Raw genomic sequence first — 14,517 nt, forward strand, 5'->3', positions numbered from 1 at the left:
ACGACAGGACGATGCTGCGGCCCCGCAGCAAGTACCGAGCTGACCGCCGGGCGCCGAAGCCTCAAGCGTCGCGGCTTGCCAGCGGGGCGCGGCTTTGGTCGTTGTTTTCCTGTACCAGCTTGGTCAGCAGTTCCATGAACTGCAGCTGCTCCGGCCCGGTCAGGGGCGCCAGCAGGCGGCGGCGCAGGCGCTGCGAGCCGGGGATCAGGTCGGCCAGCAGCTGCTCGCCGGCAGGCGTGATGGCGAGCGCGCGCTGGCGGCGGTTGGTCGGGATCACCGTGCGGGTCAGCAGGCCTTTCTCGGCCAGCCGCGCGCAGACCGTGGCGCCGGTGGACGTGTCGATGCCGCTGGCGGCCGACAGCGTGACCTGGTCGATGCCCGGATTGCGCTCCAGGTTGCGCAGCATGGCGTATTGCACCGGGGTCAGCTCGCTCCCCATTTCATCGTAAAAAATCGATACCGAGATCTGCTGCGCACGGCGCAGCAAGTGGCCAGGGTGCTCGTACAGATTGGTCAGTTTGCTTTCGGTTTCTGGCATGGCGTACCGTAAAAAAGATTTCGAGCCGGGTGTTTACTTCTCCGGTTTCCAGTCTATACTTTACAACATTCAGTGTACTGAATATCAAAAACAAACAAGGAGACGAGATGTACCCGAAAAATACCTGGTACGTGGCCTGCACCCCGGACGAAATCGAAGGCAAGCCGCTGGGGCGCCAGATCTGCGGCGAGAAGATCGTGTTGTATCGCGGCGCCGGCGGCAAGGTGGCGGCGGTGGAGGATTTCTGCCCGCACCGCGGCGCGCCGCTCTCGCTCGGCTTCGTGCGCGGCGGCCAGTTGGTGTGCGGCTACCATGGCCTGGAAATGGGCTGCGAGGGCAAGGTGATCAGCATGCCGGGCCAGCGCGTGCGCGGCTTCCCGTGCATCCGCAGCTATCCCGTGGAAGAGCGCTATGGCTTCATCTGGGTCTGGACCGGTGAACGCGAGCTGGCCGATCCGGCCCTGATCCACCACCTGGAGTGGGCCGACAATCCCGAGTGGGCTTATGGCGGCGGGCTGTATCACATCAACTGCGAATACCGGCTGATGATAGACAACCTGATGGACCTGACGCACGAGACCTATGTGCACGCGTCGAGCATCGGCCAGAAGGAAATCGACGAGGCGCCGGTCAGTACCCGCGTCGAGGGCGAGCAGGTCATCACCAGCCGCTACATGGAGAACATCATGGCGCCGCCGTTCTGGCGCGCCGCGCTGCGCGGCAACGGCCTGGCCGACGACGTGCCGGTGGACCGCTGGCAGGTGTGCCGCTTCACGCCGCCCAGCCACGTGATGATCGAAGTGGGCGTGGCGCACGCCGGCAAGGGCGGCTATGATGCCGCACCCGAGCACAAGGCTTCCAGTATCGTGGTCGACTTCATCACGCCGGAAACCGAGACCTCGCACTGGTATTTCTGGGGCATGGCGCGCAATTTCAAGCCGCAGGACAAGGAACTGACCGCCACCATCCGCGAGGGCCAGGGCAAGATCTTCGCCGAGGACCGGCAGATGCTGGAGCTGCAGCAGGCCAACATCCTGCGCCATCCCGATCGCAAGCTGCTGATGCTGAATATCGACGCCGGCGGCGTGCAGTCGCGCCGCCTGCTGGACCAGTGGCTGCTAAAGGAGCAAGCGCAACAGGGCAAGCAGGAGCGGGCCGCATGAGCACCGAACTCCTGCAGGTCCGCGTCGAGCGCAAGCACCAGGAGGCGCAGGACATCTGCAGCTACGAACTGGTGAGCGCGGATGGTGCGCCGCTGCCGTCCTTCACCGCCGGCGCCCATATCGACGTGCACACCGGCGCGGCCGGCCTGGTACGCCAGTACTCGCTGTGCAATCCGCCGCACGAACGGCACCGCTACCTGATCGGCGTACTGCGCGAGCCCGGCTCGCGCGGCGGGTCGCAAGCCATGCACGACGAGATCCGCGCCGGCGCCACGCTGCGCATCAGCGCACCGAAGAATCACTTTGCGCTGGCCGATGCGCCATACAGCCTGTTGCTGGCCGGCGGCATAGGCGTGACGCCCATCCTGGCGATGGCGGAAGCGCTGTCGGCGCAGGGCGCGCCCTTCGAGATGCACTATTGCACCCGCTCGCCCGAACGCACCGCCTTCCGCGGCCGTATCGCCGCCGCCCTGTTCGCGCCGCAGGTCCATTTCCACTACGACAGCGGCGACGCCGCGCAGAAGCTGGATCTGCCGGCCTTGCTGGCCAGGCTGGACCGGCGCACCCGCATCTACCTGTGCGGCCCGGCCGGTTTCATCGACTATGCGAAGGCCACCGCGAAGGCGCACGGCTGGCCGCAGGAGCAGCTGCATCTGGAATACTTCGGCGCCGGCGCGGTGGAAGCGGCGGTGTTGGAAGGCGACCGGCCGTTCGAGGTGAAGCTGGCGTCGAGCGGCATGGTGTACGCGATACCGGCCGGCAGCACCGTGCTGCGCGTGCTGAGCGACGCCGGCGTGTTCATTCCCGCCTCCTGCGAGCAGGGCGTGTGCGGCACCTGCCTGACGCGCGTGCTGGACGGCGTGCCGGACCACCGCGACCTGTATCTGGACGAATCCGAGCAGGCCGCCAACGACCAGTTCACCCCCTGCTGTTCCCGCGCCAAAACCGCCACGCTGCTGCTGGACCTATAAGCTAACCTACAACGAGGAGACACCATGCCAGACAATATCAACCACCAGCGCCGCCATTTGCTGCTGGGCGCCGCAGCCCTGTCGGCCGGCGTGCTGCCAGCCGTACCCGCATCCGCTGCCGAACCGCTGAAAATCGGCCTGATCGTGCCGATGTCCGGCCCGTTCGCCTCCACCGGCCGCCAGATCGAGGCGGCGGTGAAGCTCTACCTGCAGCAGAACGGCGCCAGCGTGGCCGGCCGTCCGGTCGAGATCCTGCTCAAGGATGACGGCGGCGTGGCGCCGGATGTGACCAAGCGCCTGGCGCAGGAGCTGGTGTCGCGCGACAAGGTGCAGGTGCTGGCCGGTTTCGGCCTGACACCGCTGGCCTTTGCCGCCGCGCCGGTGGCCACGCAAGCCAAGGTACCGATGATCGTGATGGCGGCCGCCACCTCGGTGATACCGCAGCGTTCCCCCTACATCGTGCGCACCGGCTTCACGCTGGCGCAGGTGACGGCGCCGATGGCACAGTGGGCGGCCCGCAACAAGATACGCAACGTGGTGACACTGGTGAGCGACTACGGACCGGGGCTGGACGCGGAGAAGGTGTTTGTGAAGGACTTTGCCGAAGGCGGGGGCAAGGTTGGCGACAGCCTGCGCGCGCCGCTGCGCAATCCGGATTACGCGCCGTTCCTGGCGCGCGTGAAGGACTTGAAACCGGACGCGCTGTTCGTATTCGTGCCGTCGGGCGAGGGCGCCGCCGTGCTCAAGCAGTTCACCGAGCGCGGACTGGCCGCCGCCGGCATTCGCCTGATCTGCACCGGCGACGTGCTGGACGACGACCTGATGGCCAGCATCGGCCCGGCCGCCGCCGGCGTGGTCAGCAGCCATCACTACTCGGCGGCCCACCCGTCGGCCGAAAACAAGGCTTACGTGGAGGCGTTCGGCAAGGCGAACAAGGGCATGCGGCCCAACTTTCACTCGGTCGGCGCGTACGACGGCATGCATTTGCTGTACCAGGCGCTGAAGCAGACCAGGGGTGACAGCAACGGCGACAAGCTGCTGGCCGCCATGAAAGGCATGGCCTGGACCAGCGTGCGCGGCCCGGTCAGCATCGACGCCGCCACGCGCGACATCGTGCAGACGGTATACATCCGCCGCGCCGAGCAAAGCGGGGCGGCCTGGTACAACGTGGAGTTCGACCAGGCCGAGAAGGTGCGCGATCCCGGCGTGTAGCGGGGATGCGCAGCGCGGGTCAGAGCGCGGCCATAAAGCTGCGCACCGCCGCCGCGAAGGCCTGCGGCTGCTCGACGCAGGCCAGGTGGGACGCGTCATTCAGCACCAGCAGCCGAGCCCCGGGCACGGCCTCCGCCAGGGTGCGTGCCATTTCAGGCGGCGTGCCCTGGTCCAGTTCCCCGGCGATCACCAATACAGGCGCGGCGATCGCGTGCAGCCGCGCGGTGGTATCGAGCGTGCCAACCGCGTTGCAGCAGCCGATATAGCCTTGCACGTCCGTGCTGACTACGCGGCGCCGGAAGCGCGCCACGGTGGCCGCCTGCGTGCTGCGGAAGCCGTCGTGGAAGTAGCGCCCCATCACCGCGTCGGCGATGGCTTCGATGCCCTGCGCGCGCACGGTGGCGATGCGCTGGCGCCATACCTCGCGCGCCGCCTCGGGATAGCCCGAAGTGGTGTTGGCCAGCACCAGTGCGCGCACCAGCGCCGGATGGCGCAGCGCCAGCTCCTGGCCCGCCATGCCGCCCATCGACACGCCTATCCACACCACCGGCCCGGTATCGAGTTCGCGCAGCAGGGCGGCGGCGTCGTCGGCCAGGTCGGCCATGGAATACGCGCCGTCGGGCGCTGCCGAGCTGCCGTGGCCGCGGTGGTCGTAGGCGATCACGCGGCAGTCGGCGGCCAGCTGGTTCGCCAGCGCGTCCCACATGGTCAGGTCGCAGCCCAGGGCATGGCTCAGTACCACGGTATGGCGCGGCGCCTTGCCGCTGCGCGGGGCGCGCACGGTGTAGTGCAGCGCAGGCTGGCCGGCACTGCGGCCTTCGCGGCCCACGCCCGGATGGCTGGCGGCGGCGGGCGCCGCCGCTTCCAGCACATAGCCGATCTGCGGCCCGACCTCGCGCAGGATGGCCTGCGCGTGGGAGAAGGCGGTGTTGGCGGCCGGTACGCCGGCGTAGATGGCCGACTGTATCAGCACTTCCTTCAGTTCGTCCGGCGACAGGCGGTTGCCGGCCTCGCCCAGCAGCGCGGCGCGCACGTGCAGTTCGAACTCTTCCCAGCGGCCCAGGGCGATGGTGATGGAAAGGACGATGGCGCGGCGGGTCTTCTGCTCCAGGCCGGGCCGGCCCCAGACTTCGTTCCAGGCAAAGCGCGTGATCAGGTTCTGGAAGTCGGCGTTGAAGCTGTTGGCGTTGGCCAGCGAACGCTCAACCCAGGCGTCGCCGAGGATGGCGCGGCGGTGGTTCAGTCCGCGTTCGAAGTCGTGGTCGATAGGGTCGAAGCTCATTTGGTGGTCCTGTCGTGCGTGTCGGGATTGGCGCCGGAATAGGCGTGGGCGCCGTTCAGCGTTGCGATGTCCATGCGCAGGCCGTGCAATTGCTGCTGTGCCAGGCGCCGGGCCGGTGCGGCGGCGGTGGCCGGATCGAATAGCGTGGCCAGCGCGGCCGGGTCGACTTGCCGGCGCAGCTGGTCGTCGGCCCGCACTGCTTCGGCCAGCGCATCGGCAAGGTGACTGCCACTGGCAAGCGCCTGCGCGCTCATGGTTTCGAGCAGGCTGTGTGCCGCCGGACGGCCGATGCTGCCGGCTAGCCAGGCCGACGCCGCCTCGGCGAACACCAGCCCCTGCAAGGCATCGATGTTGCGCAGCATGCGCGCCGGGTCCACCTGCAGTCCGGCGAAGGCGTCGTTCAGCGCTTGCAGTGCGCCGTGCGCGCTGAGGAACAGGCCGGGCCATTCGGCCAGTTCGGCCTGCCAGTTGCCCAGGCCGCGCTCATGCTGCTGCCCCATGCTGGCCAGCAGCGCCGCCGCGTGCTGCGGCGTGCGGGTGGCGGCCGCCAGCGCGATCATGGCCGATACCGGGTTGCGCTTGTGCGGCATGGCGGACGAGCCGCCCCGGCCATTGCCGGACGGTTCCGCCAGCTCGGCGATCTCGCCTTGCGCCATCAGGCTGATGTCGGTGGCGATCTTGCCCAGGCTGCCGGCCAGCACCGCCACCTCCAGGCCCAGGCGCACCCATTCGTCGCGCTGCGTGTGCCAGGCGGCGTCGGCCAGCTTCAGGCCCAGGTCTGCGGCCACCAGTGCTGCCACGGCCGCGCCTTGCTGGCCCATCACGGCCAGCGTGCCGACCGCACCGCCCAGCTGCAGCTGCAATGCGCGCGCGGCGCATTCGCGCAGGCGGGCCCGCGCGCGCACCAGCGGCGCCAGCCAGCCCGCCAGCTTGAACCCGAAGCTGCTGACCTGCGCCGGCTGCATCAGGGTGCGCGCCAGCACCGGCGTGTCCACGTGCCGCTCCGCCAGCTGCAGCAGCCGGCCGCACAGGTCGTGCAGGCCGTCGTCCAGCAGCTGCAGGGCGTCGCGCGTGGCCAGTACCATGGCGGTGTCGATCACGTCCTGGCTGGTGCTGCCCCAGTGCACGCGCGAGGCGGCTTCTTTGTCGTACAGCGCCACGGTGCGGGTCAGCTCGCGCACCAGCGGAATCGCCAGGCTGCCGGCGCGCCTTCCGGCGTTGACGATGGCCGGGATGTCGTACAGCTGGGCATTGCACACGCCGGCAATGGCGCGTGCGGTGGCCGGCGGCAGCAAGCCCGCTTCGGCCTGCGCCTGCGCCAGCGCCTGCTCGAAGCGCAGCATGGCCTGCACGATGGCTGCGTCGTCGAACACGGCGATCATGTCCGGCGTGGTAAGGAAACTGTCGAAAATGGATACGCTCAAGGGAACCCCGCTGCCAGGTCAGACATAGTCGAAGAATGCGGTTTCCTTGTCGGACTGCATCCAGATGTCCCAATGATAGACCCCGGGCGCGGTCTTGCGCGCTATCAGGGTGTGGCGCCGTTCGGCCGGCACCTGCTGCAGTATCGCCGACTGCGCCAGGCCGGCGTCGTCCTCCAGGAACACGGCGCTGAACTGGTGCTTGACCAGGCCGCGCGCGAACACGGTGATGAAGGTGGCCGGCGCGCCGCTGCCCGGCGCTGCGCACTGCGACAGGCGCAGGCCGAACTGGCCCTGGTCGCCGCTGGGCACACGGCGGAAGCCGGGCAGCGCCTGTGCCGCCTCGGCGCCGGCGGCCTCCGGCTGCCAGGCTTCGATCTGGGCGTCGTTCACCGGCACACCGTCGCCGTCGTAGATGGCGCCGCTGATGGTGATGGTGGCGGCCGTGGTCTCAAGCTGCCCGGCGGCGCTGGCGTCGACCGCCCACTGCCAGGCTTCGTGCGAGAAGGGACCGATGGTTTGCGAAGTCGTAATCCTGGTCATGCGCTGCTCCTCAAATGCCCATGGGCGTGGCGCCGCGGCCGCGCAGTACGATATCGAATTCATAGCCCAGCATCTTGTCGCTGTCGGTGTGCTCCAGGCTATAGCGGGAAATCAGGCGCTGGCGCGCGTCCAGGTCGGGGATGCTCTGGAAGATGGGGTCGTAGTCGAACAGCGGGTCGCTGGGGAAGTACATCTGCGTGACCAGGCGCTGCGCGTACACATTGCCGAACAGGGAAAAATGGATGTGGGCCGGACGCCACGCCTTGTCGTGGTTGCCCCACGGGTAAGGGCCGGGCTTGATGGTGATGAACCGGTAGCGGCCATCGTCGCCGGTCATCATCTTGCCCCAGCCGTTGAAGTTGGGGTCCAGCGGCGCATTGTGCTGGTCGCGCTTGTGGCGGTAGCGGCCGGCGGCGTTGCATTGCCACACTTCCAGCAGCGAGTTGCGCACCGGTTTGCCGTCTTCATCGACCACGCGGCCGGTGACGACGATTTTCTCGCCCAGCGGCTCGCCCTGGCCGTGCGCCGTCAAGTCCATGTCGTTGGGCAGCAGGATGCGCGGGGAAGGCTGCAGATTGTCCTGCACCGGCTGCTCGGCGCGGATGCGCAGCAGCGGCTGCGTGGGGCCGCGCTTCAGCGTGGATTTGTATGGCGGGTAGATCAGCTCCGGGTACACGCCGGGCGCGATGGCATCGAATTGCAAGGCAGGCCTCCAGTGGTTTGTTGTGCCTTGAATGTTATGAAAGGCCGCGCGGCGCGACAATACGCCCATGTCGAGCGACATTCGCTATGCGCCCAAAATGTGCGATACTCGCACAAATCAGCAAATATCTTATCCATGGACACTGCAGACGAATCGCCGGCCAAGCGCGACATGGTGGCCGGCCTGGAAAAAGGCTTGCAAGTGATCGCCGCCTTTGACCAGGAGCGCAGCCGCCTGACCATCGCCGAGGTGGCCGAGCGCACCGGCCTGACGCGCGCGGCGGCGCGCCGCTACCTGATCACGCTGACGCACCTGGGCTATATGCGGCACGAGAACAAGCAGTTCGCGCTGACGCCCATGGTGCTGCGGCTGGGCCAGTCCTACCTGCATTCGGCGCGCCTGCCGCGCATCGTGCAGCCCTTGCTGTACCGGCTCGCCTATTCGCTGGGCGAGGCGGCCTCGGCCGGCGTGCTCGATCACGACCAGCTGGTGTGCGTGGCCGCCGTCAGCGCCGGGCAGCTGGTGTCCGTCACGCTGCAGCCGGGCACCCGGGTGCCGGCTTACTGCACCGCCAATGGACGCGTGCTGCTGGCGCACCTGCCTCAGGCGCAGATCGAGGCCTTCCTGGAGCGCGCCCAGCCCGAACGCATTACCGAGCACACCGTCGTCAGCAAGGAGCGCCTGGCGCTGGAGCTGGCGCGGGTGCGCGCACAGGGCTATGCGCTGGTGGACCAGGAACTGGAACTGGGCTTGCGCACCATGGCCGTGCCGCTGAAGAACTTCCGGGGCGAGATCGTGGCGGCCATGAACATCAGCGTGCACGCCGGACGCATGCCGCTGGAGCAGATGGTGGAACGCTGCCTGCCGGCGCTGATCAAGATCCAGGTGGAGCTGAACGCCTTGCTGTAGATTGCTGCGGGCAGCGCTCAGGCGGCCCGGAAGGCCTTGGGCGTCAGTCCCATGCGTTTCTTGAACAGGCGGCTGAAGTAGGCCGGGTCCTGGAATCCCAGCTCGTAGGCGATGCTGGCGATGCTGGCGGGAAGATAGGTCAGCTTGCGGCACGCTTCCAGCATCAGCCTGTCCTGCGCAATGTCGAACGCCGACTTGCCGGACAACTTGAGGCACAGCCGGTTCAGCCGCGTGGGCGTGGCCCGCAGCGCTGCCGCATACTGGCCCACCTGCCACTGCTCCCTGTAATGCTGCTCCACTTCCGCCCGGAAGCGGCTGAACAGTTCAAAGTCGCTGCGGCCCGACTGGTCGGCGAAGCGGCGCTCCGCGTGCACGCGCACCAGCAGCAGCAGGGCGCTGCGGGCCAGCCATTCCAGCATCAGCGTGTGGCCGTGCCGCGGCCAGGCCGCTTCTTCCAGCAACTGGCGCAGCAGCGGCTCCAGCCGCGCGCACTCCGGGGCACTGGACAGGTCGAGCGCCAGCGGTTCCACGAACAGCGGCGAGTACAGGTCGCCGTGGCTGCCTCCGGCCGCGAACAGCACGTTCTGGTCCACCGTCAGCACATAGCCGTGCGCCTCGGCTGAAAAATCGAAGCCGTGCACCACGGAGGGATGGATGGTGATGGCGGCCGGCGCGCGGCGTTCCCACACGGCGCCGCCGATGCTGGCGCGGACTTCGCCACCGAACAGGAAAAGTACCTGAAACAGGCCGGCGTGGGTATGCTTGTCGATGTGCCAGTGATGTAGGCGGCTGCGCGTTTCGATCAGCTCGATATGCACGAACTCGGCGCCGTCGCCCCGTGTTTGCTCGCCGTACAGGGCGAACTGGGGAATTTCCGGACGGGACGGTTTCGTGCTGCGGGACATGGGCGGGGCGGGCGGTGAAAGTGGCTGGGTGTCGAAATAGTACAAGTTTTATGCGATTTCCTCCATTTTTTTTCGCCGCCCCCGGCGCTACGATGGCTGCACATAACAACCAACCGGAGACACCATGCGTACCCAGGTAGCCATCATCGGCGCCGGCCCAGCGGGCCTGCTGCTATCCCATCTGCTGCATCTGAACGGCATCGAATCGATCGTGCTGGAGTCGCGCAGCCAGGCCGAGATCGAAGCGACGATACGCGCCGGCGTGCTGGAGCAAGGCACCATGGACATCCTCAACAACGCCGGCGTTGGCGCCCGCATGCGGGCCGAGGGCGCGCTGCACCACGGTTTCGAACTGGCTTTCAGCGGCCGCCGCCACCGCATCGACCTGACCGAACTGACCGGCAAGTCGATCACCGTCTACCCGCAGCATGAGGTGATCAAGGACCTGGTGGCGGCGCGGCAGGCGGCGCAGGGGCAATTGCTGTTCGAGGTGAGCGGGGTACAGCTGCATCGCGTCGAAACCACCACGCCGTCGGTCACTTACAGCCACGGCGGGGGGGCGGCGCGCATCGATGCCGATTTCGTCATCGGTTGCGACGGCTACCACGGCGTGACGCGGCCGGCCATGCCGGTGCAGGGACGGCAGGATTACCAGCGCACGTATGGTTTCGGCTGGTTCGGCATCCTGGTGGAGTCGGCGCCCTCGTCAGAAGAGCTGATCTATGCGCGCCACCCGCGCGGCTTCGCGCTGGTCAGCACCCGCTCGCCCACGGTGCAGCGGCTGTACTTCCAGTGCGACCCCGCCGACCATGTCGACAACTGGTCCGACGACCGCATCTGGGCCGAGCTGCATGCGCGGCTGGAGAACCGGGACGGCTGGATAGTCCAGGAAGGACGCATCTTCCAGAAGAACATCATCGGCATGCGCAGCTTCGTGTCCACGCCGATGCAGGCTGGCCGGCTATTCCTGGCCGGAGACGCGGCCCACATCGTGCCGCCCACCGGCGCCAAGGGCATGAACCTGGCGGTGTCCGACGTGCACCTGCTGGCGCAGGGACTGGAGCAGTTCTACCGCCAGGGAGCCGACGAGCGCCTGCAGGGCTACACGGCGGGCGCGCTGAAGCGCATCTGGCGCGCCGAGTACTTCTCCTGGTGGATGACCAACCTGCTGCACACCTTCCCCGACGCCACCCCGTTCAAGCGCGAGGTGCAGCGCGCCGAACTGGAATGCCTGGTCAGCTCGCGCGCGATGGCGACCGCCCTGGCAGAAAATTATGTCGGGGCATTCTGAGCGGGACGGCTATGGCGCAGCGCGGCGCGCCAGCCAGGCTTCGTAGCGCAGGCGGGTTTCCGGCGCCGTGGGCGGGTACAGGCCGATGATGGTTGCACCGCGCCGCACTTCGTCCAGCACGAAATCCTCGAAGCGCTCCATCTCCACCGCGTCCCGGGCGATTTCATCGGCCAGGTGGCGCGGGATGCAGACGACGCCGTCGCTGTCGCCCACCATGATGTCGCCCGGGTACACCGGCACGCCGCCGCAGCCGATGGGCGCGTTGATGTCCAGCGCGTGGTGGCGCAGCAGGTTGGTCGGGGCCGATGGGCCGGAACACCAGGCCGGCATGTCCAGGGCCGCGATGCCGGCCGCGTCGCGCAGGCCGCCGTCGGTGACAATGCCTGCCACGCCGCGCACCTGCATGCGTGTGGCCAGGATGCTGCCGGCCGAGGCCACCGAGACGTCGCCCCGGCAGTCCATCACCAGCACGGCGCCAGGCGGGATTTCTTCCACCGCCACGCGTTGCGGATGGCGTGGATCGAGGAAGGCATCAACGCCGTCCAGGTCTTCGCGCGAGGGAATGTAGCGCAGCGTGAACGCCGGTCCCGCCAGGCGCTGGCCCGGCTTCAGGGGCCGCGCTCCCTGGATGAAGACGTTTCGAAAACCACGCTTGAACAGCAGCGTGGTGAGGGTTGAGGTGCTGACGGTTTCCAGCGTGGCCAGTGTGCCGGGTTGCAGGGATTGATCCATGGTTTCCTATCCGCGTGTGAATTTGGTGTTGTCGAAGCGCACCTCGCTGCTGCCGATGCCCTTCTGCTGCAAGTACTGGTCCCATTTCGCGCTGTTGCTGGTGTGCGCATCGGTGGCTGGGTCCCGCGCCTGAAGGTAATCGCCGAACTTGAAATAAATCCTGCCGCTGTCGGCCTTGACAGGCGTGCGCCCGGTATCGATGGCGCCATGCCGGACGGTGGTCGCCGCCACGATCGCGGAGCCGCCGGCGAAACGGATGTCCAGGCCGAAGCTCTCGCCGGAGCGCACGATGCCCAGGGCAGTGGTCACTTCCTTGCCGTCCGTGCCCTTCAGGCGGGCCAGCACGTCGAACAGGCCGTTGTCGGCTTTGCCGTCGATGCCGGCCGCGTCGGCCGTATCCTGCACATAGACTTTCACCAATGTATCGAGGCCTTCGGCGTGGTACTGGGCGACGATGGTCTTGGCGCCTGCCGGCAGCGTGGGCGTGACGTTCGCGGAAAAGTGCTCGCGCGTGGCGGCAACGGTCTGCCTGTACGGTGCCAGGGTCTTCAGCTCGTGGCGGTAACCGTGGCCATTACCGGACACATATCTGGCTTTCAGCGCGCTGAAGGCGAGTGTACCGGCGTAGGGCGAGGGGAACGGCGCCTCGCCTTCGGCCTCGAACAGGGCGCTCAATTCCTCCTTGGGCGTAAAGCCGGACTTCATCATGCTGTCGAGTAGCGGCTGCATGGCGTCGGCCCACAGCTGGTAGCCGGCGGCGCCGGGGTGTAGCTGGTCCGGCATGATGGACTTGGGGATGCGCCCGTCCTGGCCAAGGAAGACGGCGCCGATGTCCAGGAAGCGCACGGTCTTGCCGTCGTCCAGCCTTGCCAGGTCGCGGTTCACGGCATCGATGGTAGCCATGCGTTTTGCGGCTTCTTCCACCGCTGCCGGGGTAACCGGCCCGCCCTTGGGGTCGCGCGGGCCGCGCGGGAAGATGCCCAGCACCAGTATCCGCGTGTCAGGCAGGCGGGCACGTATCATGCCGACGATCTTGCGGTTGGCGGCGGCGATTTCCTCGGCGTTGTAATCAAGGCTGTTGTTGGTGCCCATCATCAGTACCGTCACCTTGGGCGCTATGCCTTCCAGCTCGCCGTGCTCGATCTGCCAGATCAGGTTCTGGGTGCGCGCGCCGCCGATGCCGAAGTTGGCCGGCTGGTATTTGCCGTAGTACGCTTCCCAGATATGCGGTGCGCGCTGCCAGCCGGCCGTGATCGAGTCGCCCAGGAACAGCAGCCCGACCGGGCCGCTTTTGGCGCGTGCCAGGAAACGGGCGTGCAGCTCAAGGAAGGTGCCGTTGTCCTGCTTCTGGAATGCTTCGGAGGCGCTGAGCTTGGGCTTTGCGGTGATTGGCGCAGTGGTCTGCGCAGGGGCTTGCGCCGCTGCAGGCGGGAGCGACAGCGGGCCGGCCACCGCGGCAAACAGGGCGGCGAGCAGGGCGGCGGCCAGCCGCGTGCGCTTGCGGAATGCGGCGGCCGTCATGCGTGTTCTCCTTGCGCTGTGACTTGCGCCACGGGACCGCCCAGCCAGACCGAGACGAACACCAGCGGCACCAGCAAGGCGCCCAGCACGAAGAACGGCGTGTAGTTGCCGCCCGCCGTCAGTTCAGGCACCAGCTGCATGCAGATGATCACGCCCAGCACGGCCGAGGTGCCGCTGAGGCCAGCCAGCGAGCCGACCGTCTTGCCGGAGAAGAAATCGCTGGGCAGGGTCTGGATATTGGTGATGGCGGCCTGGAAGCCGAACAGGATCACGGCAATAGACAGCACGGCCAGCAGCGGCGTGGCGGCCCTGGCGCTGAACAGCAGGGCGGGCAGCATCAGCGCCAGTCCGAGCCCGATCACGGTCTTGCGGGCACGGTTGACGCTCCAGCCGCGCTGCAGCAGCCGCCCGCACAGCCAGCCGCCGGACAGTGCGCCGATGGCGGCGCCCACGTACGGCACCCAGGCGAAGATGCCGATCTGTTTCACATCGAAGTGGAACTTCTCGTTCAGGTACAGCGGCAGCCAGGCCACGAACAGCCACCAGACCGGGTCGATGAAAAAGCGGGCGGCAATCACGCCCCAGCTCTGGCGGTGCCGCAGCAGCTGGCCCAGCGTGGGAACGTATTCGGCGGCCCGCGCCGTTTCGCTGCGCTGGCCCGTCAGGATGTAGCCGCGCTCCTCCTCGGTAATCCAGGGATGAGCATTGGGGCCGGATTTGTAGATGATCATCCAGGGAATGACCCAGATGAAGCCGAGCACCGCGATCAAAAGGAAGGTGGTTTTCCAGCCGAAGTAGGCGTACAGGATGGCAATCAGCGGCGGCGCGATGATGGAACCGAGCGAAGCGCCGGCGCCGAAGATGCCCTGCGCCAGCGCGCGCTCGCGGATGGGGAACCATTCGGCCACGGCCTTGGTCGCGCCCGGCCAGTTGCCCGCTTCGCCTACGCCCAGCAGTACGCGGAACAGGCCGAACGACAGCGCCGAACGGGCCACAAAGTGCAGGCCGATGGAGACTGACCACACGATGATGGACAAGATGAAGCCGATGCGCGTGCCCAGCGCGTCGAACAGTTTGCCGAACAGCGTCTGCCCGACGGCATAGCCGACCAGGAACACGGTGACGATGTTGGCGTAGTCGCGTTTGTCCATCCCCAGTTCGGCTGCGATGCCCGGCCACATGACCGCCAACGCGGAGCGGTCTATATAGTTGATAATTGTCGCGACGGCCACCAGTGTTATCACCAGCCAGCGCAAACCTGCCATTGTCTTCATGCACGAGTCTCCAAGATGTCTCTGTATTGTTTTGTTTTGCGGCCCGCCCGCG

General features: G+C 67.3%; 14 protein-coding genes. 5 read left to right on the forward strand and 9 right to left on the reverse strand.

Features of this window, described 5'->3' with window-relative positions; all coding sequences use genetic code 11:
- Positions 1-61: 61 nt before the first annotated feature.
- Positions 62-538: a MarR family winged helix-turn-helix transcriptional regulator gene (locus ASD15_RS17870; RefSeq protein WP_057156344.1), complete on the reverse strand. Its 477-nt coding sequence runs from the start codon at positions 536-538 to the stop codon at positions 62-64.
- A 107-nt stretch (positions 539-645) separates the two neighbouring features.
- Between ASD15_RS17870 and ASD15_RS17875 the strand changes: the two genes are divergently transcribed.
- The 3 genes from ASD15_RS17875 to ASD15_RS17885 are packed head-to-tail and all read left to right on the forward strand — an operon-like array spanning position 646 to position 3,884.
- Positions 646-1,701, forward strand: coding sequence for an aromatic ring-hydroxylating dioxygenase subunit alpha (locus ASD15_RS17875; protein WP_057156345.1), 1,056 nt, complete (start codon positions 646-648; stop codon positions 1,699-1,701).
- A complete protein-coding gene (locus ASD15_RS17880) occupies positions 1,698-2,672 on the forward strand; it encodes a PDR/VanB family oxidoreductase (RefSeq protein WP_057156347.1) in 975 nt (324 codons plus the stop codon). The genes ASD15_RS17875 and ASD15_RS17880 overlap by 4 nt, the downstream gene beginning before the upstream one ends.
- 24 nt (positions 2,673-2,696) lie before the next feature.
- Positions 2,697-3,884: an ABC transporter substrate-binding protein gene (locus ASD15_RS17885; protein ID WP_057156349.1), complete on the forward strand. Its 1,188-nt coding sequence runs from the start codon at positions 2,697-2,699 to the stop codon at positions 3,882-3,884.
- A 19-nt stretch (positions 3,885-3,903) separates the two neighbouring features.
- Here the strand turns inward: ASD15_RS17885 and pcaD are convergent, their stop codons facing one another.
- From pcaD to pcaH, 4 genes are read right to left on the reverse strand one after another with little or no spacing between them, the layout of a single operon-like run.
- A complete protein-coding gene (gene pcaD, locus ASD15_RS17890; protein ID WP_057156351.1) occupies positions 3,904-5,166 on the reverse strand; it encodes a 3-oxoadipate enol-lactonase in 1,263 nt (420 codons plus the stop codon).
- Positions 5,163-6,590 (reverse strand): 3-carboxy-cis,cis-muconate cycloisomerase, encoded by a 1,428-nt coding sequence (gene pcaB, locus ASD15_RS17895; RefSeq protein WP_057156353.1) that lies wholly within the window; start codon positions 6,588-6,590, stop codon positions 5,163-5,165. The genes pcaD and pcaB overlap by 4 nt, the downstream gene beginning before the upstream one ends.
- A gap of 18 nt (positions 6,591-6,608) precedes the next feature.
- A complete protein-coding gene (locus ASD15_RS17900) occupies positions 6,609-7,130 on the reverse strand; it encodes a protocatechuate 3,4-dioxygenase (RefSeq protein WP_057156355.1) in 522 nt (173 codons plus the stop codon).
- 10 nt (positions 7,131-7,140) lie between these two features.
- Positions 7,141-7,833 carry a protocatechuate 3,4-dioxygenase subunit beta gene (gene pcaH, locus ASD15_RS17905; protein ID WP_057156356.1) on the reverse strand — a complete coding sequence of 231 codons (693 nt, stop codon included), beginning with the start codon at positions 7,831-7,833 and terminating at the stop codon, positions 7,141-7,143.
- Between the two features lie 135 nt (positions 7,834-7,968).
- Here pcaH and ASD15_RS17910 point away from each other — a divergent pair, with 135 nt between their 5' ends.
- Positions 7,969-8,742, forward strand: coding sequence for an IclR family transcriptional regulator C-terminal domain-containing protein (locus tag ASD15_RS17910; protein ID WP_057156358.1), 774 nt, complete (start codon positions 7,969-7,971; stop codon positions 8,740-8,742).
- Between the two features lie 17 nt (positions 8,743-8,759).
- On the opposite strand, the gene ASD15_RS17915 is transcribed toward ASD15_RS17910, so the two are convergent.
- Positions 8,760-9,647, reverse strand: a complete 888-nt coding sequence (locus ASD15_RS17915) for a helix-turn-helix domain-containing protein (RefSeq protein ID WP_057156743.1) — start codon at positions 9,645-9,647, stop codon at positions 8,760-8,762.
- 124 nt (positions 9,648-9,771) lie between these two features.
- On the opposite strand from ASD15_RS17915, the gene ASD15_RS17920 reads away from it, so the two are divergent.
- A complete protein-coding gene (locus ASD15_RS17920) occupies positions 9,772-10,938 on the forward strand; it encodes a 4-hydroxybenzoate 3-monooxygenase (protein WP_057156360.1) in 1,167 nt (388 codons plus the stop codon).
- 9 nt (positions 10,939-10,947) lie between these two features.
- Here ASD15_RS17920 and ASD15_RS17925 read toward each other — a convergent pair whose 3' ends face one another.
- Genes ASD15_RS17925 through ASD15_RS17935 form a run of 3 tightly spaced genes read right to left on the reverse strand, consistent with a single transcriptional unit; the run spans position 10,948 to position 14,465 of the window.
- Positions 10,948-11,670, reverse strand: a complete 723-nt coding sequence (locus ASD15_RS17925; protein ID WP_057156361.1) for a ribonuclease activity regulator RraA — start codon at positions 11,668-11,670, stop codon at positions 10,948-10,950.
- A gap of 6 nt (positions 11,671-11,676) precedes the next feature.
- Positions 11,677-13,191, reverse strand: a complete 1,515-nt coding sequence (locus ASD15_RS17930; protein WP_057156363.1) for a GDSL-type esterase/lipase family protein — start codon at positions 13,189-13,191, stop codon at positions 11,677-11,679.
- Positions 13,188-14,465: an MFS transporter gene (locus ASD15_RS17935; RefSeq protein WP_057156365.1), complete on the reverse strand. Its 1,278-nt coding sequence runs from the start codon at positions 14,463-14,465 to the stop codon at positions 13,188-13,190. Before ASD15_RS17935 ends, ASD15_RS17930 begins: the two co-directional genes overlap by 4 nt.
- Positions 14,466-14,517 lie beyond the last annotated feature (52 nt).

This window comes from Massilia sp. Root351 (assembly GCF_001425045.1).
Taxonomy (GTDB): domain Bacteria; phylum Pseudomonadota; class Gammaproteobacteria; order Burkholderiales; family Burkholderiaceae_D; genus Rugamonas.